The organism is Streptomyces sp. NPDC033178 (genome assembly GCF_055577685.1).
In genome coordinates, this window is the sequence record NZ_JBVIPT010000002.1 from 190,787 (window position 1) to 215,822 (window position 25,036).

Here is a 25,036-nt window from a genome sequence, read left to right on the forward strand (position 1 = left end):
GGCTCCCTCTCCTTGAAACAAGCCGAGTTTAGGGACTGCCGACACGACGTATCGACCCGTCCCCGGTGGTGAGCTTTCCCACACGGAGCGTGATACAAGGTCCGCTCGTCCGCGAAATCCCTTGTCGCACCGCGGTACGCAGGGGGCTTCCCAAGAACCCTAGCCCTCCGATGTGGCCAAGGTCTCTGTGAGAGCGTGCTGCGCCCCACTCCGTTTCTTTGTGGAGTCCCTACGAATGGCCCAACGAATCTTTGCCCTCCGTAGATCCCTTGTCCCGCGGTTTACCCGTTAGTAGCGTGCAGGCTGTCTCGAACGTACTTGAGGTAACAGCAGCTTTGGTCGAGCGGCAGTCGGAAGTGGGTGGGGACCGGTGGTGCGCAGACCGGTGGCATGGGTGACCGCGATCGTGCTCTTCGCGGAGGCGATGGGTATCGCGTTGGTCAACTGGTTCATGGGGATCGTCGTCGACCGGCAGGACATGTCCCTGGCCGGGCTCGACTCGGACGTGATGTCCACGTCCTCGAAGGTCGCGGGCCTGCTCTTCGGCCTCTACTTCGCGCTCTGCGGTGTCGTCGCCCTGCGCGTGGCCCTGCGCGACCGTGCGCCCGCCGGCGTCGGCCGCATCCTGCTGTTCAGTGCCGCCGTGGTGCACGCCCTGCTGGGCGCGTTCACGGTGGGCCTGGTGGGCTGGGGCGCGTTCGCCTTCATGATGGTGGTGCTCGGACTGATCGTGCTCATCTTCATGACGTACGACCGTCGCGAGGGCACCCTCTCCGACGCCGGGCCGGACGACGCCAAGCCGGACGGTGGTACGACGGGCGGTGGCGCCGCGGGTGGCGGGAGCGGCGGGGCGCCGGTCATCCCGCCTCCGGCACCCTCGACGTCCTGACTCCCTGACCGCCCGTCCCGCCCCGCGCGTCACTTGTCGCGCGGGGTCCACAACTCCGTGATGCCGACACCCAGTTCGGCCAGCAGGCGGCGTACCAACGGCAGCGAGATCCCGATGACGTTGCCGTGGTCGCCGTCGATGCCGTCGATGAACGGGGCCGAGCGGCCGTCGAGCGTGAACGCCCCCGCGACATGGAGGGGCTCGCCCGAGGCGACGTACGCGGCGATCTCCGCGTCGCTCGGCTCGCCGAAGCGGACCACCGTGGAGGCGACCGCCGAGGCGTGCCGCCCGGCCGACGTGTCCCAGACGCAGTGCCCGGTCTGGAGCGTGCCCGCGCGGCCGCGCATGGACTTCCACCGCGCGGTCGCCTCCTCGGCGTCGGCGGGCTTGCCGAGCGCCTCGCCGTCCAGGTCGAGCACCGAGTCGCAGCCGATCACCAGGGCACCCTTGACCTCCGGCCTCGCCGCCACCACGGACGCCTTCGCCTCGGCCAGCGCGAGCGCCAGTTCGGCGGGGGTCGGGGCGGTCACGGCGTCCTCGTCGACCCCGCTGACGATGACCTCGGGGGCGAGTCCGGCCTGGCGCAGCAGCCCGAGCCGGGCGGGGGACTGGGAGGCGAGGACGAGTCGGCGGCGTGGCTGATCAGTCATGCGGCCAGGGTATCGGCGGGGCCGCGGCGGCTCACATCACGCCGAGCACGATCATCGCGAGCACCGCGGCCAGAGCCAGGAGAACGCCCAGCCGCCGCAACATGTCCTGCATGTCGCGCAGTTCCTTGGGCGGCTCGTTCTCGGGGTCGGACCACAGCATGTCAACGATCGTGACTCCGCCGCGGGCGCGGGCGCCTGAGTACGCGTACTCATTTTGAGTAAAGGGGTCTGCTGTTCCATTAGGTCCCGCCTCCCTGCTACCGTTCCGGGTACCACTAAAGGGACTCTGATTCCATTAGGGAGGGAGTCCTGATCCTCTCAGGGAGGGATGTGCCGTGTTCACCACCGCCTGGACCGCCTCGCCCCAGCTGCCCAGCACGGGCTTCACGCCCAACTGGTCGCAGGAGGGCTTCTGGCAGCAGTCCCTGCGTCAGGTCGTCCGCCTCGGCGCGGGCGGCGACCGGGTCCGTATCCGCCTCTCGAACGCCTACGGGACCTCGCCGCTGCGGATCGCGGGCGCGACGGTCGCCCGTACGGCCCGCGGAGCCGCCGTGCGGCCGGACTCGGTCCGGCGGCTCACTTTCGCGGGGTTCACCTCCGCGGAGGTGCCGGCGCGCGGGGAGATCATCGGTGACGCGGCCGAACTCGCCCTGGAATCAGGCGAATCGGTGACGGTCACCCTTCACCTGGACGCCGTCACCGGGCCCGCGACCTTCCACGCGCAGGCCTTCGCCACCAGCTACCGGGGCGCGGGAGACCTCCTGGAGGACACCGGGGGCGAGGCCTTCGACGAGGTCGGCGAGTCGTGGTACTTCCTGTCCGGCGTCGACGTCTCCGCGGGGCGCTCGGACGCCGTCGCCCTCTTCGGCGACTCGATCACCGACGGGTTCGGGTCCACGCCCGGCGCGAACCGGCGCTGGTCCGACGCCCTCGCCGAGCGCACGGGGAGGCCCGTGCTCAACGCCGGCATCGGCGGGAACCTGCTGCTCAACGACTCGGCCTGGTACGGGGAGAAGGGCGTCCGGCGGGTGGAGCGGGACGTGTTCGCGCTCGCGGGCGTCGACACGATCGTCGTTCTGCTGGGGCTCAACGACATCGGGTTCAGCGAGACGGACGAGCAGCCCACGTATCGGCCCGCGCCGCGGGTGGAGGTGGGCGAACTCGTTGCGGGGCACCGGGAGTTGATACGGCTGGCACGGGAGCGGGGGGTTCGGGCCGTGGGGGCGACGCTGCTGCCCTTCGGGGGCTCCGACCACTGGGGGGAGCGGGCGGCGAAGGTGAGTCACGAGCTGAACGAGTGGATTCGTTGCTCGGGGGAGTACGACGCGGTCGTCGATCTTCACCGGGCGCTGGGTGATCCCGACTCGCCTGATGTGCTGCGTGGGGCGTACGACTTCGGCGATCACCTGCACCCGAATGATGCCGGGTACGAGGTGATGGCCGAAGCCGTCGCCGCCGTGCTAACCGGGCCAGAAGGTGCGGGCCCATGCTTGTGGGCCCGGCTGGGGTAGGCGCCTCTGGGCCACCCGGGACGGGTCGGACCAGGCCGGACGGTCCTGGGGTGCGCCGGGCGGGGATGTTGCCGCCGCCGCGGCGCGGGCCTGGACCACCGCCAGTGCGGCGGCCAGCTCCTCGGGGGTCGGATTGCCCCGTACGACCTTGATCATGATCGTTCCCGCTCTCGACTCTTGGCTCTCGGCACTCTCGATCGGCGTCCTACAGGGGGATGTTGCCGTGCTTCTTCGGCGGCAGGGACTCCCGCTTCGTACGCAGCGACCGCAGGCCGCGTACGACGTGGGAGCGGGTGTCGGACGGCAGGATCACACCGTCGATGTACCCGCGCTCGGCGGCCGTGTAGGGGTTGAGGAGCGTGTCCTCGTACTCCTGGATCAGGCGGGCCCGGGTGGCCTCCTGCTCGTCGGCGGGGGCAGCGGCGATGGTGCGGCGGTGCAGGATGTTCACCGCGCCCTGCGCGCCCATCACGGCGATCTGGGCGGTCGGCCAGGCGAGGTTGAGGTCGGCGCCCAGGTGCTTGGAGCCCATGACGTCGTACGCGCCGCCGAAGGCCTTGCGGGTGATCACCGTGATGAGGGGGACCGTTGCCTCCGCGTAGGCGTAGATCAGCTTCGCGCCGCGGCGGATGATGCCGTAGTGCTCCTGGTCGACACCCGGCAGGAAGCCGGGGACGTCCACGAACGTGATGACGGGGACGTTGAAGGCGTCGCAGGTGCGGACGAAGCGGGCCGCCTTCTCGCTCGCGTCGATGTCGAGACAGCCCGCGAACTGCATCGGCTGGTTGGCGACGATGCCCACCGGGTGACCCTCGACGCGGCCGAAGCCGGTGAGGATGTTCGGCGCGAACAGCGGCTGGGTCTCGAAGAACTCGGCGTCGTCCAGGACGTGTTCGATCACCGTGTGCATGTCGTACGGCTGGTTCGCGCTGTCCGGGATCAGCGTGTCGAGCTCGCGGTCCTCGTCGGTCAGGGCCAGGTCCGCCTCCTCCGGGAAGGCGGGCGGCTCGCTGAGGTTGTTCGACGGCAGGTAGGACAGCAGCGACTTGACGTACTCGATCGCGTCCTTCTCGTCGCCCGCCATGTGATGGGCCACGCCCGACACCGCGTTGTGCGTGCGCGCGCCGCCCAGCTCCTCGAAGCCGACGTCCTCGCCGGTGACCGTCTTGATGACGTCCGGTCCTGTGATGAACATGTGCGAGGTCTGGTCGACCATCACCGTGAAGTCGGTGATCGCGGGGGAGTAGACCGCGCCGCCCGCGCACGGGCCGACGACCAGGCTGATCTGCGGGATGACACCCGAGGCGTGGGTGTTGCGGCGGAAGATCTCGCCGTACATGCCGAGCGCCGAGACGCCCTCCTGGATCCGGGCGCCGCCCGAGTCGTTGATGCCGATGACCGGACAGCCGGTCTTCAGCGCGAAGTCCATCACCTTCATGATCTTCTGGCCGTAGACCTCGCCGAGCGCGCCGCCGAAGACCGTGAAGTCCTGGGAGAACACGGCCACCGGTCGTCCGTCCACCGTGCCGTAGCCGGTCACGACCCCGTCGCCGTACGGGCGGTTGTTCTCCAGGCCGAAGTCCGTGGAGCGGTGCTGCGCGAACTCGTCGAACTCCACGAAGGAGCCCTCGTCCAGCAGCAGCTCGATCCGCTCACGAGCCGTCAACTTGCCCTTGGCGTGCTGCTTTTCGACGGCACGTGCCGAGCCGGCGTGCGTCGCCTCGTCGATGCGGCGCCGCAGATCCGCGAGCTTGCCCGCGGTGGTGTGGATGTCGATCTCATGCTGCTGTTCCGGCTCGGACATCGGGATGCGGCTCCCTGCCTGCTCAGTGGGGACGTGAGGGTGAGGTGACACGAGGTGCTTCGGACGTGCTGAACGGTCCTGGGTGGTGCTCAGAAGGGGGGTTGGCTACTCATCCGTAGCGTAGTGGCGTGCCTACCGTTCGGCAGTGCGGCGTTTACCACACCTAGGGTGGGTTGCATGACGCCGCGAGACGACTCAGACGCGAACAGCAATCGGTGGTCCGACCTGGACCGTCCACCGCTCAACGCCGTGGCCCTGCGCCGCGCGCTCGTGCGCAACGGGGGGCACGAGGGCCTCTGGTGCGATGTCGACGTGGTGCAGCGCACCGGCTCCACCAACTCCGACCTCGTCGCCTTCGCCACCGAGGGACAGGCGGAGGAGGGGGCGATCCTCGTCGCCGAGGAGCAGGACGCCGGGCGCGGGCGTCTGGACCGCCGGTGGACGGCACCTCCCCGCTCGGGCCTCTTCTTCTCCGTCCTGCTGAAGCCGACCGGGGTGCCGGTCGAGCGCTGGGGCTGGCTGCCGCTGCTCGCCGGTGTCGCGACCGCCACCGCGCTGTCCCGGGCGGCCGGGGTCGACACGGCACTCAAGTGGCCCAACGACCTGCTGGTCACCGTGGACGGCCAGGAACGCAAGACCGGCGGCATCCTCGCCGAGCGTGCCGGGCCCGACGCGGTCGTCGTCGGCATCGGCATCAACGTCACGCTCCGCGAGGACGAGCTGCCCGTGCCGGGCGCGGGTTCGCTCGCCCTCGCGGGAGCGACGACCACGGACCGTGACACGATCCTGCGGGCCGTGCTCCGGTCCCTCGGCCAGTGGTACGAGAAGTGGCGGAGCGTGGGCGGCGACCCGGCCCGGTCCGGCCTCCAGGACACGTACGCCGCCGGATGCGCCACGCTCGGGCGGGTCGTACGGGCCGAACTGCCCGGTGGCAAGTCGATCACCGGGGAGGCGGTGGCCGTGGACGGCGACGGACGACTGGTCCTGGCCACGGCGGAGGGTGTGCAGCAGCCCGTGGGGGCGGGGGACATCGTGCATCTGCGGCCGGCGGGGGACACGGGAGAGACGGGAGACACGGGGGACCGGTGACGGACATGCCCGCAGGGGTGCGCGGGACACTTCGTGCCTGGTGGTGAGCAAGGAGCGCGTACGAGCCGTACGAGTGGGGGCGGGCCGCCGGACCTACGCGGGAGGAGTGGGCCTCGGGCCGCCCGGCGTCGGCGGTCGGGAGTGAGCCAGAGCACACCTGCCGTAGAGTTGAGGCCGGTCGATACCTGACCGCGGCAGATCGGAAGGGCAGCAGGCGTGACCGTCGACGACACGGGCTCCGGCACGGGTGACACCGCCTCCGACGGTGAGCCGGGGCGTACCACCGGGTCTGTCGCCGACACGGCGGCCGCACGGACCGATCGGGCCGAGGCGCACGCGCGGGTGGAGGAGCAGGACCGAGTGGACGCGCAGGACGGCCGAACGGACCGGGCGGAAACGCCGGACCGGACGGAGACGCCGGACGGGCCGCCGAGTGCGCCCGAGGCGTCGGATCAGGTGGAACAGACGGAACAGACGGATCGGGTGCTTCACACGGACCAGGCGGAGGCGTCGGGCGGGACGTCGGCCGGGGGCCGGGCGGAGGTTGCCGCCTCCGAGGAGGATCCGCTCGCCCTGCGTCTCGAACAGCTCATCCTCGGTGCCGAGCGCCGCTACACCCCCTTCCAGGCCGCCCGCAGCGCGGGCGTCTCCGTGGAGCTGGCCACCCGTTTCTGGCGGGCCATGGGCTTCGCGGACATCGGCCAGGCCAAGGCGCTCACGGAGGCCGACGTACTGGCTCTGCGCCGGCTCTCCGGTCTGGTCGAGGCGGGCCTGCTCAGCGAGGCGATGGCGGTCCAGGTCGCCCGTTCGACCGGCCAGACCACCGCCCGGCTGGCCGAGTGGCAGATCGACTCCTTCCTGGAGGGCCTCACCGAGCCCCCGGAACCGGGCATGACGCGCACCGAGGTCACGTACCCCCTCGTCGAGCTGCTCCTGCCCGAGCTGGAGGAGTTCCTCGTCTATGTCTGGCGGCGCCAGCTCGCCGCCGCGACCGGCCGCGTCGTGCAGGCCGCGGACGACGAGGAGATGGTCGACCGGCGCCTCGCCGTCGGCTTCGCCGACCTCGTCGGCTTCACGCGTCTGACCCGGCGCATGGAGGAGGAGGAACTCGGCGAACTCGTCGAGGCCTTCGAGACCACCGCGGCGGATCTGGTGGCCGCCCACGGCGGGCGCCTGATCAAGACGCTGGGCGACGAGGTGCTGTACGCGGCCGACGACGCGGGCGTCGCCGCCGAGATCGCGCTGCGGCTGATCGAGACCATGGCCGGCGACGAGACGATGCCCGAGCTGCGGGTCGGTATCGCCTTCGGCACGGTGACCACGCGTATGGGCGATGTCTTCGGTACGACCGTCAACCTCGCCTCCCGGCTGACCTCGATAGCTCCGAAGGACGCCGTCCTGGTCGACGGGGCGTTCGCCGAGGAACTCACCCGGACCGGCGACGCGCCCGCCTCCGAGGCCGCTGCCGCCGATGAGGCCGCCGCCGCGGAGAAGGAGGGCGAGGAGCCGCCGTCGTACCGCTTCGTGCTTCAGCCGATGTGGCAGCGGGCGGTGCGGGGGCTGGGAGTGGTCGAGCCGTGGCAGCTCAGGCGGCGCAGTAACTAGCGGTTGTCTGGTCTGTCCTTGCTTGTCGCTACCTGTCCCTGCCTGTCTCTGGCCTGCTGGTCGCTACCCCGCCTGTCGCTACCTGTCGTTGCCGTCGAGACAGAAGCCCACGATGGGCACGCACAGGCCCGTGCCCGGGCGGGCGGGATCCTGCGGTGAGCCAGGGGATGTCGGGGTCGGCGCGGGGGCCGAGGGTGTGGCGGCGGGGGGTCGGGGCGCTGCCGGTTGCCGGTCCGCTCGGGCGGGTGGCGTGGTGGTGATGGGGAGCGCGTCCTGGAGGGCGCCGGAGGGGGTGGGGCCTGCCGGTCCTGGGACTCCGGCTGGTCCTGTGGCTCGGTTCTGCGCGCCCGGGGTGGACGCTTCGTTCAGGCCGTCGGACTCGTTGGGCCTGTTCAGCCCGCCCGGCCCGCCCGGCCCGTTCCGTTCGGAAGTTGACGTGGATCCCGAGGGGCCCGTGGCGGCCGTGGCCGAGGGGGACGCGTCCGTGGTGGGTGGTGCGGCTACGGGTACCGCCCCCGCGTCTTCCTGAGCCGGGCTGTCCGTCGAACTCGCCGCGCTGGGGTCGATGTCCGTGGCCTCCACGCCGGTGCCTCCGCCGGTGGGCTGGGGGGCCATGCGCAGGAGGCTCAGGGCTCCTGCGGCCAGGGCGAGGCCGCCCACCGCGAACAGGATGCGGCGGGGGCGGGGTTTGCGGTGGCGTCCTCGGGGGCGGGCGAGGGCCTGCTCCGGTGGTGTCGTCTCTGGTGTGACCGGTCCTGGCTTCGTCGCCGTGTGTGGCATGCGGTTCCCCTCCCCGATGCGAGGGCGCCCCCCGGCGCGCTGTCGCGGTGCGCAGGTTATGCGCGTGCTGGGGTGGTTGGGGATGAGTCCGGTGCCTCATCACCCGAACGGGGAGTCTCCGACGGTTCGGGAGTGGTTGTGGGCCCACGGGGTTTCTTCCGCCCCCGCCGCCCTTACCCATTCCCGTCACTACTCAGGGGCTCCGCCCCCGAACCCCCGCTCCTCAAGCGCCGGAGGGGCTGAAGTTCAAGTGGGGGTCTGGGGGCGGAGCCCCCAGGGGAAGGGAACGGGTAGGGGCGGCGGGGGCGAGGAACTACTCCCCAGGCCAATCCGGCCGGCGCTTCTCGTTGAAGGCCGCGACGCCCTCCGCCCGGTCGCCCGAGAAGGCGACCGAGCGCCAGGCGGCGTCCTCGATCTCCAGACCGGCGCGGAGATCGAGCCCGTGCCCGAGCCGAAGCGCCCGCTTGGCGGCCCGCAGCCCGACGGGCGAGTTGACGGCGATACGGCCGGCCACGGCCAACCCCTCCGCTCGGTCCTCGCCCACGGCAACCAGGACATCGACCAGCCCCAGCTCCCGCGCCTCCGCCGCCTCCACCCGCCGCGCCGAGAAGATCAGCTCCGCCGCCCGCGCCGCACCCACCCGCCGCGGCAGCAACTGCGTACCCCCGCCCCCGGGAATGACGCCGACGGACACCTCGGGCAGCCCCACCACGGCCGTACCGTCCGCCACGATCAGATCGCAGGCCAGGGCCAGCTCGAAACCGCCGCCCAGCGCGAACCCGTGCACGGCGGCGACGGTGGGCATCGGCAGCTCCAGCACGCCCGTGTACGCCGCCCGCGCGAGGGGACGCTGACGGACCAGTTCGGCGTCCGTGAGGGAGTTGCGCTCCTTGAGGTCGGCGCCGACGCAGAAGGCCCGCTCGTGGGTGGAGGTGAGGACGACCGCCCGGACGTCCCGGTCCGCGGCCAGCGCCTCGCACGCCGCGGCGATCGAGCGGGCCATGTCCGTCGACACGGCGTTCATGGCCTTGGGCCGGTCCAGGACGAGCTCGGCGACGTACGACGACGTATGGCGTCGCACCACGACGTACTCCCCGAACCGCTGCTCCGCGCCTTGCTCGGACATCAGACCCTCCCGGTTCACCGTTCACGTTAACGGCGGTTAACTTCCCTGTGTCCCGATCATTCCAGCCGTCCGCCGCCGGGGAAAGCCCCGCCCCGGACCCCTGTCCGCCGCATCAATGTCCCAAATCATTACAAACATACCTAACCTGGAGTGATGGGCAGTGACGATGTGCGGTTGAGGGCCGTGGTGGCGCTGGCGCAGGGCATGGCCGCCGCGCACGCCCCGCGGGAGTCGTGGCGCGCGGCGGCGGCCGGAGCCTGCCGGGCGCTGGGCGGGAGCTTCGCCGCGCTGTCCGTGTGGGAGCGGGAGCTCGGGCGGCTGCGGGTCCTGGCGAACGTGGGGGACCGGGCCGGGGACGAGGAGGAGTTCCCGGAGGACGAGGCCTACCCCGTGCACCAGTTCCCGGAGATCACGGAGTTCCTGCACGAACGCTGGGTCGGCGGCGGCGGACCCAACGCCTGGGTGGAGACGGCCGACGGACCGGCCGCGGGGGAGGCCGGGTACTGCCATCAGCGCGTCGCCGCCCTGCGCAGACGCGGCCGCGGGTGCTGTGTCGTCGCGCCGATCGTCATGCACGGACGCGCCTGGGGTGAGTTGTACGTCGCCCGCCCGGCCGGAGCCCCCGTCTTCGACCGTGCCGACGCCGACTTCGCGACCGTCCTCGCCTCCGTGGTCGCCGCCGGGATCGCGCAGACCGAACGCCTGGAGGAGGCCCGCCGCCTCGCCTTCACCGACGCGCTCACCGGCCTCGCGAACCGCCGTGCCGTGGACATGCGGCTGGACGAGGCCATCGAACGCCACCGCGCCGAGGGTGTGGTCGTGAGCCTCGTCGTCTGCGACCTCAACGGCCTCAAGCGCGTCAACGACACCCGGGGCCACGCCGTCGGCGACCGGCTCCTGGAGCGCTTCGGGTCCGTCCTCTCGCTGTGCGGCGCGATGCTGCCCGGCACCCTCGCCGCGCGCCTCGGCGGCGACGAGTTCTGCCTGCTGGCCGTGGGCCCGGCCGCCGACGAGGTCGTACGCGTCGCCGACGAACTGTGCCGCCGCGCCGCCGAGTTGGAGCTCGGCGAGGGCGTCGCATGCGGGGTCGCCTCCACCGAGGACCCGCTCGGGCCCGTCCGCTCGGCCCGGCGGCTCTTCCGGCTCGCCGACGCGGCCCAGTACCGCGCCAAGGCCGTACGCTCCGCGAAGCCCGTCGTCGCGGGCCGCGAGGGGCCGGACGACCCTGTCGTACGCCTCGCCGACGCACCCCCGCCCGCGGCGGCCGAACGCCGGAGGTTCCGCGGCCGTCGGTAGGGCGGCCCCCGTCCGGCCATCCCTGCGGGGTCCTGTGTGTAAGGACCCAACCCGCCACCCACTAGTGACACCAAGGCATTCACTGCGTACGCTCCTGAATATGGATATGCACACTGTGGTGGTGGGGACGACGGGTGTCACCGCGTCCGACGTTCTCGCTGTGGCGCGCGGCGGCGCCCGGGTCGAGCTCTCCGACGAGGCGGTCTCGGCGCTCGCCGCGGCCCGCGAGATCGTGGAAGCGCTGGCGGCCAAGCCGGAGCCCGTGTACGGGGTCTCCACCGGCTTCGGAGCCCTCGCGACCCGGCACATCAGCCCGGAACTGCGCGCCCAGCTGCAGCGCAACATCGTGCGGTCGCACGCCGCCGGAATGGGCCCGCACGTCGAGCGCGAGGTCGTCCGCGCCCTGATGTTCCTGCGGCTCAAGACCGTCTGCTCGGGCCATACCGGCGTCCGCCCGTCCGTCGCCCAGACCATGGCCGACATCCTGAACGCCGGCATCACCCCGGTCGTCCACGAGTTCGGCTCCCTCGGCTGCTCCGGCGACCTCGCTCCTCTCTCCCACTGCGCCCTGACGCTCATGGGCGAGGGGGACGCGGAAGGCCCGGACGGAACGATTCGCCCCGCCGGTGAACTCCTCGCCGCGCACGGCATCGAGCCCGTCGAACTGCGCGAGAAGGAGGGCCTGGCCCTCCTCAACGGCACCGACGGGATGCTCGGCATGCTGGTCATGGCCCTCGCCGACCTCGACACCCTCTACAAGTCCGCCGACATCACCGCGGCCCTCTCCCTCGAAGCGCTCCTCGGCACCGACCGGGTCCTCGCCCCCGAACTGCACGCCATCCGCCCCCACCCGGGCCAGGGCGCCAGCGCCGCCAACATGCTGGCCGTGCTGAAGGGTTCGGAGCTGACCGGCCATCACCAGGACGACGCCCCCCGCGTCCAGGACGCCTACTCCGTGCGCTGTGCCCCGCAGGTCGCCGGCGCCGGCCGCGACACCATGACCCACGCCCGCCTGGTCGCCGACCGCGAACTCGCCTCCGCCGTCGACAACCCCGTCGTCCTGCCCGACGGCCGCGTCGAGTCGAACGGCAACTTCCACGGCGCCCCGGTCGCCTACGTCCTGGACTTCCTCGCCATCGCCGCCGCAGACCTCGGCTCGATCACCGAGCGCCGCACCGACCGGCTCCTCGACAAGAACCGCTCGCACGGCCTGCCGCCGTTCCTCGCGGACGACGCCGGTGTCGACTCCGGCCTGATGATCGCCCAGTACACACAGGCCGCCCTGGTCAGCGAGATGAAGCGGCTCGCCGTCCCGGCCTCCGCCGACTCCATCCCGTCCTCCGCCATGCAGGAGGACCACGTCTCGATGGGCTGGTCGGCCGCCCGCAAGCTCCGTACGGCCGTCGACAACCTGACCCGGATCGTCGCCGTCGAGCTGTACGCCGCCACGCGCGCCATCGAGCTGCGCACCGGCCTCACCCCCGCCCCCGCCTCGCAGGCCGCGATCTCCGCCGCCCGCGCCGCCGGTGTCGCGGGCCCGGGCCCCGACCGCTTCCTCTCGCCCGACCTGGCGGCCGCTGACGCGTTCGTGCGCGGCGGCCACCTGGTCGAGGCCGTGGAACCCGTCACGGGCCCGCTGGCATAGGGATTTCCGGGGTTCCTTCGGGTGTACGAGGTGGGGGCGCCGGGGCGTCGCGACGCCCCCACCGAAAACTGTGCTAGGGTTCCTAACGAAACGTTTTTGGTACCCATTAACTTTGTGCGCCTGAAAGGAATCCTCTCTCAGGCGCGTTTTGTTTTTCCGGTCATTTCCGGATGGGAGCCACCTATCTTGGAGAAATGACATGGCTACTGGCACCGTGAAGTGGTTCAACGCGGAAAAGGGCTTCGGCTTCATCGAGCAGGACGGCGGCGGCGCCGACGTCTTCGCCCACTACTCGAACATCGCCACCTCGGGCTTCCGTGAGCTGCAGGAGGGCCAGAAGGTCTCCTTCGACGTCACGCAGGGTCAGAAGGGCCCGCAGGCGGAGAACATCGTCCCCGCCTAATTCCGGGACGCGCATCACGCGAGCCGGGGCCCGCACCTTCGGGTGCGGGCCCCGGCTTGTGCTGTCCGTGTGTCCTTGAACACGGGAAAACCGTGAGGCCCAGGAAGGAATTCCAGATCCAGCATGACTCGATCCGAACGTCCTGAACGACCCGCCGGCAAACGCCCGGCGAATTCCCGGGGTTCCCGTGGCTCTCGTGGCACACGCGGCGGAGCCCCTGCGGCTTCCGCCAACGGCGGCGCAAGGAACGTACGCAAGAAGCCGTCCCAGCAGTCGACGGCGCCGCGGGAGTTCACCCTGCCGCAGACGCTGACGCCCGCGCTGCCCGCCGTCGAGTCCTTCGACGCGCTGGACATGCCGGCCGCGCTGACCAAGACCCTCACCGCCCAGGGGGTCATCGAGCCGTTCCCGATCCAGGGCGCGACGCTCCCCAACTCCCTCGCCGGGCGCGACATCCTCGGCCGGGGCCGCACCGGCTCGGGCAAGACCCTCGCCTTCGGCCTCGCGCTGCTCGCCCGCACGGCCGGCCGACGCGCCGAGCCCAAGGCGCCGCTCGCGCTCGTCCTCGTGCCCACGCGCGAGCTCGCGCAGCAGGTCACCGACGCGCTCACGCCGTACGCCACGGCCGTGAACCTGCGGCTCGCGACCGTCGTCGGCGGGCTGTCCATCGGCAAGCAGTCCGGTCTGCTGAGGCGCGGCGCCGAGGTGCTCGTGGCCACGCCCGGGCGGCTCAAGGACCTGATAGACCGCGGTGACTGCACCCTCGAACGGGTGGGGATCACCGTCCTCGACGAGGCCGACCAGATGGCCGACATGGGCTTCATGCCCCAGGTCACGGCGCTGCTCAACCAGGTCGAGCCGGACGGCCAGCGCATGCTGTTCTCGGCGACCCTGGACAAGAACATCGACAAGCTCGTACGGATGTTCCTCACGGACCCCGTCGTGCACTCCGTCGACCCCTCCGCCGGCGCGGTGACGACGATGGAGCACCACGTGCTGCACGTCGCCGACGAGACCGACAAGAAGGCCGTCGCCATGCGGATCGCCGCGCGCGACGGACGCGTGATCCTCTTCGTCGACACCAAGCGCGCCGCCGACCGCTTCGCCAAGCGGCTGCTCGCCAACGGTGTGAAGGCCTCCGCGCTGCACGGCGGGCGCTCGCAGCCGCAGCGGAACCGGACGCTCGACCAGTTCAAGACCGGTCTTGTGACCGCGCTCGTCGCCACGAACGTCGCCGCTCGTGGGATCCACGTCGACGATCTCGACCTCGTCGTGAACGTCGATCCGCCGGTCGACCACAAGGACTATCTCCACCGGGGCGGGCGTACCGCTCGCGCGGGGGAGTCCGGGAGCGTCGTCACGCTCGTCCTTCCCGAGCAGAAGCGGGAGATGACCCGGCTGATGGCCGACGCCGGGATCAGTCCGCGGACGGCTCGCATCAAGTCGAGCGACGAGGAGCTCGTACGGATCACGGGAGCTCGGGAGCCGTCCGGGGTTCCTGTTGTCATTCCCGTACCGGAGCCGGTTGCCGCGCAGGCTCAGCCGAAGTCGCCGTCGCGGGCTCGGCGGGGTGGTGGCGGGCGTGGGAACGCGGCCGCGCGTCCCGGTGCCGGGGCCGGCACCGGCGGGGGTTCGCGTGGGCGTGGTGGTGCGGGATCGCGTACCCGTGGAGGTCAGGGGGGCGGGCGTCGGTCCGCCTGACAGCTCGGCGGAGCCGCATGACGTCACAGCCCCGTGCCCCTTACGGGGCGCGGCCTACAGGGCGCTGATTGCCACGTCGTTGGTGACGGTGAGGAAGAAGCGGGCCTCTGTCGGAGGGCCTGACCGGGTGGGCACGGTTGTGGTCGGGTGTTTGTCCGTGGCCTTGCGGTCGACGATGTCGCCGAGGATTCGGCCGACGCGTACGGGTTCGTCGGCCGCGGCGGGGCGCACGAAGAGGTCCCACAGCTGCTTGTCGGCGTCTGTGGGGCGGGGCAGGGACGTGATGTCGGCCCGGAAAGTCCGCTCCCCCGTGAGCGTCGCCGGGGTTTCGAAGTCGTGAGGTCTCCCGTCGCGGGAGATTCCGAGCAGTACCGCGCCCTCGCCGAGCACGGCTCCGTGGAGGGTGCCTTCCACGGTCAGGGAACCGGTGTCGGTCCGCAGGGCGGTGGCTTCCGCGTGTGCCGCGCGGCGGAAGGTCCGCAGGGCCAGGTAGCCGTCCTTCGTCGCGTACGGAATCCACCAGGCGAAGGCCCGGCCCGGTGCTGACGGCGTGGGTCTCGCAGTCAGCAGACCGCGCTGCTCGACGAGTCCTGCCTTGAGGCGACGGCGTGCGCCGTCCTCCGCGCGTTCGACATGCAGGTCCCAACGGCCTTCCGCCAGGGCCAGTCGAGGGTGGGTCAGCTCTGCGGTCCAGGGCGACTTCGGGTCGCTCGGGGGATCCAGCGGAACGCGTGCCTCGTCGTCGCCGTGCCGGTGGCGCAGGACCAGGGTGAGGCTCTCGCCGGACACGCCCGACGCGTTCACCGTGATCCGTACGCCGCCGCTGGAGTCGGTCGTGCAGCCGGCCTTCGGGCGCAGGGCGCGCGGTCGGTCGTCCGCGGCCGGCGGGGCGGCGGGCGGGGCCGCCGGAGGCGCTTCCTCGGAGCGGGGGCGCGAGGCGTGCGGGAGCAGCGCCCCGAGCGCGCGGCGCACACGGCGCGTGACCTTTGTCGTCGTCGAGGTCCGGGCCTCGCGCAGTTCGGCGAACAGGCGCTCGTACTGGTCCGCGATCCGGCGGGGGGCGAACCGCTGGACGGTCTCCCTGGCGGCCTCGCCCATGAGCCGGCGCTGGTCCGTGTCCTCGATCAGCTTCAGCAGTCCCGCCGCGAACGCGTCCGCATCTCCCGGCGGTACGAGCAGTCCGTCGGAGCCGTCGGTGATGATTTCGCCGGGGCCGTGCGGACAGTCCGTCGCCACCACCGGGACGCCGGCGTGCATGGCCTCCAGGATCGTCATGCCGAAGGACTCCCAGTCCGAACTCACGGCGGCGACGGAGGCCTTGGGCCACTCGGTCTCCATCGTCGGGTAGGGGCCCATGAGGAACACGTGGTCGTTCAGCCGGTGTGCGTCGACGGCTGCGCGGAGGTTGGCGCGTTCCGGCCCCTGGCCGTAGATCCGCAGCCGCCATTCCGGTCGTACGGCGACGACCCGGGTGAAGGCCTCGATCAGCAGGTCGTAGCGCTTGACCGGCATCAGCCGGCCCGCGGCGATCACCAACGGGGCCTGTACGTCGGAGCGTTCGGCCTTCGGGCGGGGCGCGGCGTTCGGGATGTCGGTGATCCGCGTCCGCAGCCCCGGCAGGTGGGCGCGGTGGTCGGCGGCGTCCTGCGCGGAGACGGTGACGAAGGCGTCCAGGTGCCGGAAGGCCTCGTTCTGCGCGGTGCGTACGTCCGGGACGTGGTTGTCGTACGACAGGTGCTCCTGTCCGACGCGCAGATAGCGGCGCGAGCCGTGCCGGGCCAGGAAGACCACCAGTGCCGGGCGGGTCGCGACGACGACGTCCGCGTCCGTCCCGTCGAGGAATTCGCGCAGCCGCTCGTCGGTGAGTTCGTTGTAGCGGTGGGCGAGGACCTCGGCGGGGGGTACGACCGTGGAGGGGCGCGCCATGAGCGGGTTCCCGCCGTCGTACGTCGGCGCGTCGGGGCGCTCGTCGACGAGCGGGACGAGACGGACCTTGCGGTTCGGCCCGAGCAGGGGTCTGTCCTCGCTGCGGAAGACCGAGACGATCTCCACCTCGTGCCGTGCGGCCAGCGCACCGGCGAGGTTGAGCGTCGAGCGCACCGTGCCGCCGATGGCATAGGCGTTGTGCAGCAGGAAGACGATCTTCACGTGGGCCACTCCCTGTTCACGCGGTACGGAGAAGCGACAGGGAGTGCGTGCGTGAACCCCACGGACTGTAAACGGGTCCGCCCCTCTCTCGCCGGTCTTCCTTCGAGGATGCCGCGAAATGGCTGAAAGGGGGCGGATATCGCAGTGCCGGGAGGTGTGGGCACCCGGGCGGCGGGCGGCCTTCAGTACAAGGTCGTACGTTCCCGGCGTACCGAATACACCACGAAACCGGCGCCCAGGCCGAGGAGCAGGGTGCCGCCGACCACGTACGGCGTCGTGTCGAAGCTTCCCGTGTCGGCCAGTTGTGTGCGGACGGAGGTGGTCCTGGCCGCGCCCTCCGTGCCCTCCGCGTCCTGTGCGTCGGACGTCCCGGTCTTGTCCCCCGCCTTGGTCTGCAGGGTCGTGGTCGTCGCTGTCTGTGTTCTGTGTTCTGCCGTCCCGTCCCCGGTCGCATTGGCGGACGGGACGAACCACAGGGCGCCCAGCAGGGTCCCCGCGGCGGTGGCGGTCAGCAACGATCGACGTGCGGACACGGAATATCGATCCCCTTGTGACGCTGGCGAATTGGCCGTGTGGGGCGATGTTAGTGAAAGGTGCGGGTCACAGGAAAGTCACGGTGGCGATGAGCCGTACTCTCCGACGTATGAGCACACCTGAGACATCACGTTTTGTGCGGTTGCGCGTCGAATTGGTCGTCGAGGTCGACGACGAGAACGCGCTCACCAAGGCTGCGCTGGCGCGCATCGCGGAGGACCCGGAGCTCCCCGGCGACGAGCGGGTGCACGCCGAGAGCGCAGTGACGGAAGACACTGCCGAGGCCCTCGCGTACCTCGTCGACCCGTTCGACCTGGTCAGCGAGGTGGCCGGGGTCGAACTCGCGCAGGCCTCCTGGAGCACCGAGCTGATCGACTACGACCCCGATTCGCCGGACTGGGACCTCGACGAGGATGATGAGGCCGAAGACGAGGAAGAGTTGGTCGGCTGAGGCGGCTTGGGAGAATCGTGACCCCGGGCGGCAACCGCCACCCGGGGTTCTGTCGTCTCAAGGGGCGCAGTGACCGACACCCGCACCAGTCGTAACGGCCGCACTCGGTCGGATCGAGGACGATCCGACGTGGGCCGAAATCGATCGACGTGGTGTGCCCCACACCTGGGAAGGGTGTGGAACGGGACGAACCGGTCGTAGCGTTTACAGGTGTTACGGGGACTCTCGGGGTTTTGGGGATTCGGCAACGATGGAGAAGCGTGTGATGACGGACAGTAAGCGGCGCAAGGGCCTCACGGTCGCGTCCGCACTGCTCGGCGGGGTGCTGGTGCTCTCTGCGTGCAGCGGAGGCGGCAGCGACGACCCCAAGGGCGAAGGAGGTGACAGCACCTCGCAGGCCAAGGTCGACGAGGCGGCGGCCAAGAAGTCCTCCGAGGCCCAGATCAAGATCACGCCCAAGGACGGCTCCGACAACGCCTCCATCAACAGCGCCGCGGCCGTCACTGTGACCAAGGGCACGCTGACCGACGTGACCATGAAGACGGCGGCCGGCGCGGCTGTCGCGGGTGAGATATCCGCGGACAAGAAGAGCTGGAAGCCCAGCGCCCAGCTGGAGCGCGCCACCGCCTACAAGATCGCCGCGACGGCCAAGGACTCCGACGGCCGCGCCGCCCACGAGAACGCGTCGTTCACGACGGTCTCGCCGGCCAACAGCTTCATCGGCAACTTCACGCCCGAGGACGGTTCCACCGTCGGCGTCGGCATGCCGGTCTCGATCAACTTCGACAAGGCCATCACCAACAAGGCCGACGTGCAGAAGGGGATCACCGTCTCCTCCAGCAGCGGCCAGGAGGTCGTCGGCCACTGGTTCAACGCCAACCGGCTCGACTTCCGCCCCGAGGAGTACTGGAAGGGCAACTCGACCGTCACGCTCAAGCTGAACCTGGACGGTGTCGAGGGCGCCGACGGCGTCTACGGCGTGCAGCAGAAGACGGTCACCTTCAAGATCGGCCGCAACCAGGTCTCGATCGTCGACGCCAAGACCAAGACCATGAAGGTCACCCAGGACGGCAAGACGATCAAGACCATCCCGATCTCCGCCGGCTCGCCCGAGAACAAGACGTACCAGGGCAAGATGGTGATGTCGGAGAAGTTCACGGAGACGCGTATGAACGGCGCGACCGTGGGCTTCACGGACGATGACGGCAAGGGCGAGTACGACATCAAGGACGTGCCGCACGCCATCCGCCTGTCGAGCTCCGGCACGTTCATCCACGGCAACTACTGGGGCGCCGATTCCATCTTCGGCAGCGTCAACACCAGCCACGGCTGCGTCGGTCTGAACGACACCAAGGGTGCCGACGACCCGAACACCGAGGGTGCCTGGTTCTACAACAACTCGATCGTCGGTGACGTCGTGGACGTGCGGAACACCGGCGACAAGACCATCGCCCCGGACAACGGCCTCAACGGCTGGAACCTGGACTGGGCGGCGTGGAAGGCCGGTTCGGCCGTCTGACCCGAACGCGTTTCCCGTCCCGAGGGCGGTTGCCCGTACGACTCGTACGGGCAACCGCCCTCGGCGTTCTCACAGGGTTCCGGGGCAGCGCACAGTGTTCTCATCCTTCTCTTATGCGGGCCTTATCCCGCCATCACGCGGTGTCCCTAGCTTTCGGCCATGTTCTTCACCTACCTGAGGCGCGAACTGCGCCGCCGCAGAAAGGCGGCGCTCGTCGTCGCCTCCGGACTCGCCCTGGGCATCGCCCTGGTCATCGTGGTCAGTTCCGTGTCGTCCGGCATGGAGAAGGCGCAGGGCAAGGTCCTCCAGTCGCTGTACGGACTGGGCACGGACATGACGGTCACCAAGGCGGCCCAGGCACAGTCGAGCACGGGCGAGCGCCCGCGCTTCCAGTTCGACGCCCGGGGCAGCGACTCCGACGAAGAACAGAGCAGCGACCGCGTCATGGTGCAGGGCTTCCAGACCCTGGCCACGAGCACGGTCTCCAAGGTCGGCACGCAGAAGGGTGTCTCGGACGTCGTAGGGGGGCTCAGCCTCCAAGTCGTCAAGGTCAGCGGCCAGTTCCGCCAGGGCCAGTTCCAGCAGGACCAGCAGGGCGGCGGCAACCAGCAGGGCGGCCAGCCCGGCGCCCAGCAGTCCCCGGAGGGCCGGGTCGAGGGCGGCGGCGCCGACTTCGACGTCAACAACTACTCCGTCTACGGCACGGACGTCACCAAGCCCGCGCTCGGCCCGCTGACCTCCTCGAAGATCACCAGCGGCCGGACCTTCACGTCCTCCGAGACCAACGCCAAGGTCGTCGTCGCCGACAAGTCGTACGCCAAGGAGAAGAAGCTCGCCCTCGGTGACACGGTCACCATCAAGAGCGTCAAGTACAAGGTCATCGGCATCGCGACCCCCGACAGCGGTGACGCGGCGGCCAACCTCTACATCCCGCTCAAGCAGGCGCAGACGCTCAGCGACTCCAAGAACAAGGTCACCACGATCTACGTCAAGGCGTCCGACTCGCAGCAGATCAGCGCGGTCAAGTCGACCATCCAGAAGAACATCTCGGGTACGACCGTCACGACCTCCGCCGACCTCGCCGACACGGTCTCCGGCTCCCTCTCCACTGCTTCCGATCTCGCCTCCAACGTGGGCAAGTGGCTGTCGATCGCGGTGCTCGTGGCCGCGTTCCTGGTCGCGGGCCTGCTCACCTCCTCGGCCGTCTCCCGCCGCGTAAGGGAGTTCGGCACGCTCAAGGCGCTCGGCTGGAAGTCCGGCCGCGTCACCCGGCAGGTCGTCGGCGAGGCCGTCGTCAACGGTCTGGTCGGCGGCGCCCTCGGTATCGCGCTCGGCCTCGGCGGCGCCTATGTCGTCACCGCGATCAGCCCGACGCTCCAGGCCGAGGTCGGCTCCACGGGCGCGGCGCTCGGCGGCCCCGGCGGCGGTGGCCCGGGCGGCGGTATGGGCGGACCCGCCCGCGAGACGGCGTCCAAGGCCCTCGACGTGGCGCTGACCGCGCCCGTCGCCCTCAGCACGATCGCCCTCGCGGTCGGCCTCGCCGTCACCGGCGGCCTGATCGCGGGCGCCTTCGGCGGCTGGCGCGCCTCCCGGCTGCGACCGGCGGACGCCCTGCGCCGCGTCGAATAGCCGGCCGCCTCGGGCGCCTGCCCGGCCGCGCGTCGCGGCGGGCGCCAACCCCCTTACGTATCCCAGGAGTTGCACCATGTACGAACTCAGAGGCGTCACCAAGCGCTACAAGCGGGGCAAGGAGTCCGTCGACGCGCTCGACGGGGTCGACCTGACCATCGGGGACGGTGACCGACTGGTCATCCAGGGCCCCACCGGCGGCGGCAAGTCCACCCTGCTGCAGATGCTCGGCGGACTCGACCGGCCCACCGCAGGAAGCGTCGAGCTCGACGGTACGGATCTCGCCAGGCTGTCCGAGAGCAAGCTCACCAAGGTGCGCAGCGAGAACATCGGCTTCGTCTTCCAGAGCTTCAACCTCATTCCCACGCTCACCGCCCAGGAGAACGTGGAAACCGCACTCGTACCCCTGAAGCTGAAGGTCAAGGAGCGGCGCGAACGGGCCGCGGCGGCACTGGACTCCGTGGGGCTCGCCGAGCGGCTCGGGCATCTGCCGGCCGAACTGTCCGGCGGTCAGCAGCAGCGCGTCGCGATCGCCCGTGCCCTGGTCAAGCAGCCCAAGGTGCTCCTCGCCGACGAACCGACCGGAAACCTCGACGAGTCCATGCGCGACGAGATCATGGACGTACTCGAAACCATGTGGAAGGAGCACGGGCTCACTTTCATCATGGTCACGCACGATTCGGCGATCGCGAAAAAGGCCCCCCGGCTCGCCACGATCCGCAAGGGGAGGATCACCGTGAAGGAAAACGCGAACTCTTAACAGCCGTCTCACTATTGAGCGCCTGTTCACCCCCCGGCATACTGAGTATTCCGGGGGGTTACGCGCGAGCATGCGTACGGGACGTCCCCCGGCCGGATGAACGGGGATTCATCCCGGACCTGCATCTCCAGGGGGAGACTTGCGCAGACAAGTGAAAAGAGCGTGCGTGGCCACGATCGCCGCGGCGGCAGCCGTGGCCCTGGCGGCGGGCATGACCAGCCCGGCGTCGGCGGAGGCCAGGACCGCGGCCGCCGACTCGGCCGTGCCGACCACGCCCAAGCACCGCATCACCCTGATCACCGGCGACCGTGTGGTCGTCGACGCCAAGGGCCGCGTCGTCGGCCTGGAGCGGGCCAAGGGCCGCGAGGGGATACCCGTCCAGATCCGCACGGCAGGCGGGCACACGCTCGTCGTGCCGGCCGACGCCGCGCGGCTGATCGCCACCGGCAAGCTCGACCAGCGGCTCTTCGACGTCACCGAGCTCAACAAGTCGGCCAACCGCAAGGCCCAGAAGCAGGGCCTCAAGCTGATCGTCGGCTACCGCGGCGCGGCCGCGGCGGCGAAGGCCGACGTCCGTGACGCGGGCGACACGAAGGTCCGCCGGACCCTCAAGTCGCTGAACGCGGACGCGGTGCTGACGCCGAAGGCCGACGCGACCGACCTCTGGGCGGCGGTCACCGACGCGCAGGGCGGCAACGCGCGGACCGCCTCCGGCATCGCCCATGTGTGGCTCGACGGCGTCCGCAAGGCCAGCCTCGACAAGTCCGTCAAGCAGATCGGCGCCGACAAGGCCTGGGCCGCCGGGTTCGACGGCAAGGGCGTCAAGATCGCCGTCCTCGACACGGGTGTCGACACGACCCACCCGGACCTCAAGGACCAGGTCGTCGCCGAGAAGAACTTCTCGGCCGCTCCGGACGCGACCGACAAGTACGGCCACGGCACGCACGTCGCGTCCATCGCGGCCGGTACGGGCGCCAAGTCCGCGGGCAAGTACAAGGGCGTCGCACCGGGAGCCCAGCTGCTCAACGGCAAGGTCCTCGACGACAACGGCTTCGGTGACGACTCCGGCATCCTCGCCGGCATGGACTGGGCGGCCGAGCAGGGCGCCGACGTCGTGAACCTCAGCCTGGGCGGCGGTGACACCCCCGAGGTGGACCCGCTGGAGGCCCAGGTCAACAAGCTGTCCGAGGAGAAGGGCATTCTCTTCGCGATAGCCGCCGGCAACTCCGGCGAGTTCGGCGAGCAGACGGTCGGCTCTCCCGGCAGCGCGGCCGCCGCGCTCACCGTCGGCGCCGTCGACGACAGCGACAAGCTGGCCGAGTTCTCCAGCACCGGACCCGGCCTCGACGGCGCCATCAAGCCCGACGTGACCGCACCCGGTGTGGACACCACCGCTGCCTCGGCCAAGGGCAGCATCATCGCCCAGGAGGTCGGCGAGAAGCCCGCCGGCTACGTCACCATCTCGGGTACGTCGATGGCGACCCCGCATGTCGCGGGCGCCGCGGCGATCCTCAAGCAGCAGCACCCGGACTGGACGTACACCGAGCTCAAGGCCGCGCTGACCGGTTCCACGAAGGGCGGCAAGTACACGCCGTTCCAGCAGGGTTCGGGCCGCATCCAGGTCGACAAGGCCATCAAGCAGACCGTGCTCGCCGACCCGTCGTCCGTGAGCTTCGGCATCCAGCAGTGGCCGCACACCGACGACACCCCGGTCACGAAGAAGATCACGTACAAGAACCTCGGCACGGCCGACGTCACGCTGAGCCTCTCCGCGACCGCCACCAACCCGAAGGGCCAGGCCGCTCCGGCCGGCTTCTTCACGCTCGGCGCCAAGACGCTGACCGTCCCGGCGGGCGGCACGGCCTCCGCCGACCTCACGGTCAACACCAAGCTGGGCGGCACGCTCGACGGCGGCTACTCCGCGTACGTGACCGCGACCGGCGGCGGCCAGAGCGTCCGCACGGCGGCGGCGGTACAGCGGGAGGTGGAGTCGTACGACGTCACGCTCAAGATGATCGACCGTGACGGCAACCCGGCGAAGTACTACGACGCCAGCCTGACCGGTGTCTCCGGGACGGCCGCGGAGAAGTGGTTCTCGCCGTACGACGAGTCCGGCACGGTCAAGGTCCGGGTGCCCAAGGGCGGATTCATCCTCAACTCGGCGTTCTTCGTCGACCCGGAGGACTTCACCAAGGGCGCCGACTGGGTGGCCCAGCCGAAGCTGAGCATCACCAAGAACGTCACGATCACGGTGGACGCGCGGACCGCGAAGCCGGTGGACGTCACCGTGCCCGACGCGGCCGCCAAGTCGGAGTTCGCGTCGCCGGACTACATGGTGGAGGTGGGCAACAACGCCTACGGGTTCGGCTGGTGGCTGGACACGTACGCCAACTTCCGTACCGCGCACGCCGGTCCGGAGATCACCGACGGTTCGCTGTTCCAGCAGTGGGGCGGCCACTGGGCCAAGGACGGTGAGGAGTACAACACCGTCGCGGGCGGCAAGGTGAAGAAGCTCGCCACCGGCTACACCAAGCACTACAAGGCGAGCGAACTGGCCACCCTGAAGGTCGGCCTGGGCGCCTCGACGAGCGGCAAGAAGGGCGCGGTCAACACCATCGGCTGGCTGCCCGGAAGCTTCAGCGCCTCCTCGATCGGGTTCCCGCAGACGCTGCCCAGCACGCGGAAGGTGCATGTCAGCACCGCGAACGGCGTGAAGTGGGAGCAGGACTTCGAGCAGCACGGCGGGATCGACCCCGACGGCTTCCCGATCACCGAGGCCTTCTACACGCTCGGCAGCGCCCAGACCTTCAAGGCGGGCAAGAGCTACGAGAAGATCTACAACACGGCGGTCTTCGGTCCGCGCGTCGGCTCCGGCTTCGGTATCCAGCGCGACGGCAACGAGATCTACGGCTACCTGCCGCTGTTCGCCGACGGCAAGACCCACGCCGGCTCCTCGCTCTTCTCGTCGGTCACCACGACGCTCTACCGCAACGGCACCAAGGTCGGCTCGAACGCGGACCCGCTGTTCGGCGAGGGAGTCTTCAAGGTCCCGGCCGGCGAGGCCTCGTACAAGCTGACCACCTCGGTCAAGCGGAGCGTCAAGGTCGCGGCGGCCTCCACCCGCATCGACGCCAGCTGGACCTTCCGCTCCAAGAAGGTCACCAGCGCCGCGCTGCCCACCTCCTCCGTCCGCTTCAACGCGGCCGTCGGACTGGACAGCAAGGCACCGGCCGGCAAGAAGGTCTCCATCCCGGTGACCGTCCAGGGCTCGGCAGCAGGCAAGAACCTCAAGTCGCTGTCGGTGTACGTGTCCTACGACTACGGCCAGACCTGGAAGAAGGTCACCGTCAAGAACGGCAAGATCGGTGTGACGAACCCGGCCAAGGGCAAGGGCATCTCGTTCCACGCGAAGATCACCGACAAGAAGAACAACAAGTCGACGATCTCGATCTACAACGCGTACTACGGGAAGTGAGCCGGCGGGGCCGGCCCTCAA

General features: G+C 70.3%; 20 protein-coding genes. 13 read left to right on the forward strand and 7 right to left on the reverse strand.

The genetic code is table 11. The features are described from left to right. Window positions 1-370 precede the first annotated feature (370 nt). The gene (locus ACZ5VQ_RS04820; protein ID WP_469103699.1) at window positions 371-889 is read left to right on the forward strand and encodes a hypothetical protein; all 519 of its coding nucleotides are present in this window, start codon (window positions 371-373) and stop codon (window positions 887-889) included. Between the two features lie 29 nt (window positions 890-918). On the opposite strand, the gene ACZ5VQ_RS04825 is transcribed toward ACZ5VQ_RS04820, so the two are convergent. Beyond that, window positions 919-1,539, reverse strand: a complete 621-nt coding sequence (locus ACZ5VQ_RS04825) for a Maf family protein (protein WP_469103700.1) — start codon at window positions 1,537-1,539, stop codon at window positions 919-921. Between the two features lie 31 nt (window positions 1,540-1,570). After that, window positions 1,571-1,699 carry a morphogenic membrane protein MmpB gene (gene mmpB / locus ACZ5VQ_RS04830; protein WP_143636837.1) on the reverse strand — a complete coding sequence of 43 codons (129 nt, stop codon included), beginning with the start codon at window positions 1,697-1,699 and terminating at the stop codon, window positions 1,571-1,573. 175 nt (window positions 1,700-1,874) lie between these two features. Between mmpB and ACZ5VQ_RS04835 the strand changes: the two genes are divergently transcribed. After that, on the forward strand, window positions 1,875-3,050 hold the full coding sequence (locus ACZ5VQ_RS04835; protein WP_469103701.1) for an SGNH/GDSL hydrolase family protein: 1,176 nt from the start codon (window positions 1,875-1,877) through the stop codon (window positions 3,048-3,050). On the opposite strand, the gene ACZ5VQ_RS04840 is transcribed toward ACZ5VQ_RS04835, so the two are convergent. Both ACZ5VQ_RS04840 and ACZ5VQ_RS04845 read right to left on the reverse strand, forming a co-directional pair. Next, window positions 3,000-3,209: an acyl-CoA carboxylase epsilon subunit gene (locus ACZ5VQ_RS04840; RefSeq protein ID WP_190229761.1), complete on the reverse strand. Its 210-nt coding sequence runs from the start codon at window positions 3,207-3,209 to the stop codon at window positions 3,000-3,002. The two genes, ACZ5VQ_RS04835 and ACZ5VQ_RS04840, sit on opposite strands and share 51 nt — an antisense overlap. 46 nt (window positions 3,210-3,255) lie before the next feature. Continuing rightward, window positions 3,256-4,854 (reverse strand): acyl-CoA carboxylase subunit beta, encoded by a 1,599-nt coding sequence (locus ACZ5VQ_RS04845; protein WP_362072132.1) that lies wholly within the window; start codon window positions 4,852-4,854, stop codon window positions 3,256-3,258. A gap of 177 nt (window positions 4,855-5,031) precedes the next feature. On the opposite strand from ACZ5VQ_RS04845, the gene ACZ5VQ_RS04850 reads away from it, so the two are divergent. Both ACZ5VQ_RS04850 and ACZ5VQ_RS04855 read left to right on the forward strand, forming a co-directional pair. After that, window positions 5,032-5,943, forward strand: a complete 912-nt coding sequence (locus ACZ5VQ_RS04850) for a biotin--[acetyl-CoA-carboxylase] ligase (protein ID WP_469103702.1) — start codon at window positions 5,032-5,034, stop codon at window positions 5,941-5,943. Between the two features lie 483 nt (window positions 5,944-6,426). Then, window positions 6,427-7,548: an adenylate/guanylate cyclase domain-containing protein gene (locus ACZ5VQ_RS04855; RefSeq protein WP_469104061.1), complete on the forward strand. Its 1,122-nt coding sequence runs from the start codon at window positions 6,427-6,429 to the stop codon at window positions 7,546-7,548. Window positions 7,549-8,641: 1,093 nt separating this feature from the next. Here ACZ5VQ_RS04855 and ACZ5VQ_RS04860 read toward each other — a convergent pair. Further along, window positions 8,642-9,454: an enoyl-CoA hydratase/isomerase family protein gene (locus ACZ5VQ_RS04860; RefSeq protein WP_469103703.1), complete on the reverse strand. Its 813-nt coding sequence runs from the start codon at window positions 9,452-9,454 to the stop codon at window positions 8,642-8,644. A 153-nt stretch (window positions 9,455-9,607) separates the two neighbouring features. Here ACZ5VQ_RS04860 and ACZ5VQ_RS04865 point away from each other — a divergent pair, with 153 nt between their 5' ends. The 4 genes from ACZ5VQ_RS04865 to ACZ5VQ_RS04880 all read left to right on the forward strand — a co-directional run bounded on the left by ACZ5VQ_RS04865 (window position 9,608) and on the right by ACZ5VQ_RS04880 (window position 14,499). Then, window positions 9,608-10,750, forward strand: coding sequence for a GGDEF domain-containing protein (locus ACZ5VQ_RS04865; protein WP_469103704.1), 1,143 nt, complete (start codon window positions 9,608-9,610; stop codon window positions 10,748-10,750). 106 nt (window positions 10,751-10,856) lie between these two features. Next, window positions 10,857-12,395 (forward strand): histidine ammonia-lyase, encoded by a 1,539-nt coding sequence (gene hutH, locus ACZ5VQ_RS04870; protein ID WP_469104062.1) that lies wholly within the window; start codon window positions 10,857-10,859, stop codon window positions 12,393-12,395. 199 nt (window positions 12,396-12,594) lie between these two features. After that, window positions 12,595-12,798, forward strand: coding sequence for a cold-shock protein (locus ACZ5VQ_RS04875; RefSeq protein ID WP_053661143.1), 204 nt, complete (start codon window positions 12,595-12,597; stop codon window positions 12,796-12,798). Between the two features lie 123 nt (window positions 12,799-12,921). Beyond that, on the forward strand, window positions 12,922-14,499 hold the full coding sequence (locus tag ACZ5VQ_RS04880; protein ID WP_362072122.1) for a DEAD/DEAH box helicase: 1,578 nt from the start codon (window positions 12,922-12,924) through the stop codon (window positions 14,497-14,499). Between the two features lie 54 nt (window positions 14,500-14,553). Here the strand turns inward: ACZ5VQ_RS04880 and ACZ5VQ_RS04885 are convergent, their stop codons facing one another. Both ACZ5VQ_RS04885 and ACZ5VQ_RS04890 read right to left on the reverse strand, forming a co-directional pair. Next, a complete protein-coding gene (locus ACZ5VQ_RS04885; RefSeq protein ID WP_469103705.1) occupies window positions 14,554-16,647 on the reverse strand; it encodes a glycosyltransferase family 4 protein in 2,094 nt (697 codons plus the stop codon). A gap of 182 nt (window positions 16,648-16,829) precedes the next feature. Then, complete coding sequence (locus tag ACZ5VQ_RS04890) at window positions 16,830-17,180, reverse strand: LAETG motif-containing sortase-dependent surface protein (RefSeq protein WP_469103706.1); 351 nt, start codon at window positions 17,178-17,180, stop codon at window positions 16,830-16,832. Between the two features lie 110 nt (window positions 17,181-17,290). Between ACZ5VQ_RS04890 and ACZ5VQ_RS04895 the strand changes: the two genes are divergently transcribed. From ACZ5VQ_RS04895 to ACZ5VQ_RS04915, 5 genes are all read left to right on the forward strand, one after another. Then, window positions 17,291-17,632: a hypothetical protein gene (locus ACZ5VQ_RS04895; protein ID WP_469103707.1), complete on the forward strand. Its 342-nt coding sequence runs from the start codon at window positions 17,291-17,293 to the stop codon at window positions 17,630-17,632. Between the two features lie 250 nt (window positions 17,633-17,882). Beyond that, window positions 17,883-19,151 carry a L,D-transpeptidase gene (locus ACZ5VQ_RS04900; RefSeq protein ID WP_469103708.1) on the forward strand — a complete coding sequence of 423 codons (1,269 nt, stop codon included), beginning with the start codon at window positions 17,883-17,885 and terminating at the stop codon, window positions 19,149-19,151. A gap of 159 nt (window positions 19,152-19,310) precedes the next feature. Next, entirely contained in the window at window positions 19,311-20,780 is a 1,470-nt protein-coding gene (locus tag ACZ5VQ_RS04905) for an ABC transporter permease (protein ID WP_469103709.1), read from the forward strand. A gap of 76 nt (window positions 20,781-20,856) precedes the next feature. After that, entirely contained in the window at window positions 20,857-21,540 is a 684-nt protein-coding gene (locus ACZ5VQ_RS04910) for an ABC transporter ATP-binding protein (protein WP_398887553.1), read from the forward strand. Window positions 21,541-21,751: 211 nt separating this feature from the next. Further along, window positions 21,752-25,015 carry a S8 family peptidase gene (locus ACZ5VQ_RS04915; RefSeq protein ID WP_469104063.1) on the forward strand — a complete coding sequence of 1,088 codons (3,264 nt, stop codon included), beginning with the start codon at window positions 21,752-21,754 and terminating at the stop codon, window positions 25,013-25,015. Window positions 25,016-25,036: the final 21 nt, after the last annotated feature.

Excerpts from the sequence above, each read along its gene's own strand:
- ACZ5VQ_RS04865 (WP_469103704.1), top strand. The coding sequence starts at position 9,608 with ATGGGCAGTGACGATGTGCGGTTGAGGGCCGTGGTGGCGCTGGCGCAG.
- ACZ5VQ_RS04900 (WP_469103708.1), top strand. The coding sequence starts at position 17,883 with ATGGAGAAGCGTGTGATGACGGACAGTAAGCGGCGCAAGGGCCTCACG.
- ACZ5VQ_RS04845 (WP_362072132.1), bottom strand. The coding sequence starts at position 4,854 with ATGTCCGAGCCGGAACAGCAGCATGAGATCGACATCCACACCACCGCG.
- ACZ5VQ_RS04905 (WP_469103709.1), top strand. The coding sequence starts at position 19,311 with ATGTTCTTCACCTACCTGAGGCGCGAACTGCGCCGCCGCAGAAAGGCG.
- ACZ5VQ_RS04910 (WP_398887553.1), top strand. The coding sequence starts at position 20,857 with ATGTACGAACTCAGAGGCGTCACCAAGCGCTACAAGCGGGGCAAGGAG.
- ACZ5VQ_RS04825 (WP_469103700.1), bottom strand. The coding sequence starts at position 1,539 with ATGACTGATCAGCCACGCCGCCGACTCGTCCTCGCCTCCCAGTCCCCC.
- ACZ5VQ_RS04880 (WP_362072122.1), top strand. The coding sequence starts at position 12,922 with ATGACTCGATCCGAACGTCCTGAACGACCCGCCGGCAAACGCCCGGCG.
- ACZ5VQ_RS04915 (WP_469104063.1), top strand. The coding sequence starts at position 21,752 with ATGACCAGCCCGGCGTCGGCGGAGGCCAGGACCGCGGCCGCCGACTCG.
- ACZ5VQ_RS04850 (WP_469103702.1), top strand. The coding sequence starts at position 5,032 with ATGACGCCGCGAGACGACTCAGACGCGAACAGCAATCGGTGGTCCGAC.
- ACZ5VQ_RS04875 (WP_053661143.1), top strand. The coding sequence starts at position 12,595 with ATGGCTACTGGCACCGTGAAGTGGTTCAACGCGGAAAAGGGCTTCGGC.
- ACZ5VQ_RS04860 (WP_469103703.1), bottom strand. The coding sequence starts at position 9,454 with ATGTCCGAGCAAGGCGCGGAGCAGCGGTTCGGGGAGTACGTCGTGGTG.
- hutH (WP_469104062.1), top strand. The coding sequence starts at position 10,857 with ATGCACACTGTGGTGGTGGGGACGACGGGTGTCACCGCGTCCGACGTT.
- ACZ5VQ_RS04895 (WP_469103707.1), top strand. The coding sequence starts at position 17,291 with ATGAGCACACCTGAGACATCACGTTTTGTGCGGTTGCGCGTCGAATTG.
- mmpB (WP_143636837.1), bottom strand. The coding sequence starts at position 1,699 with ATGCTGTGGTCCGACCCCGAGAACGAGCCGCCCAAGGAACTGCGCGAC.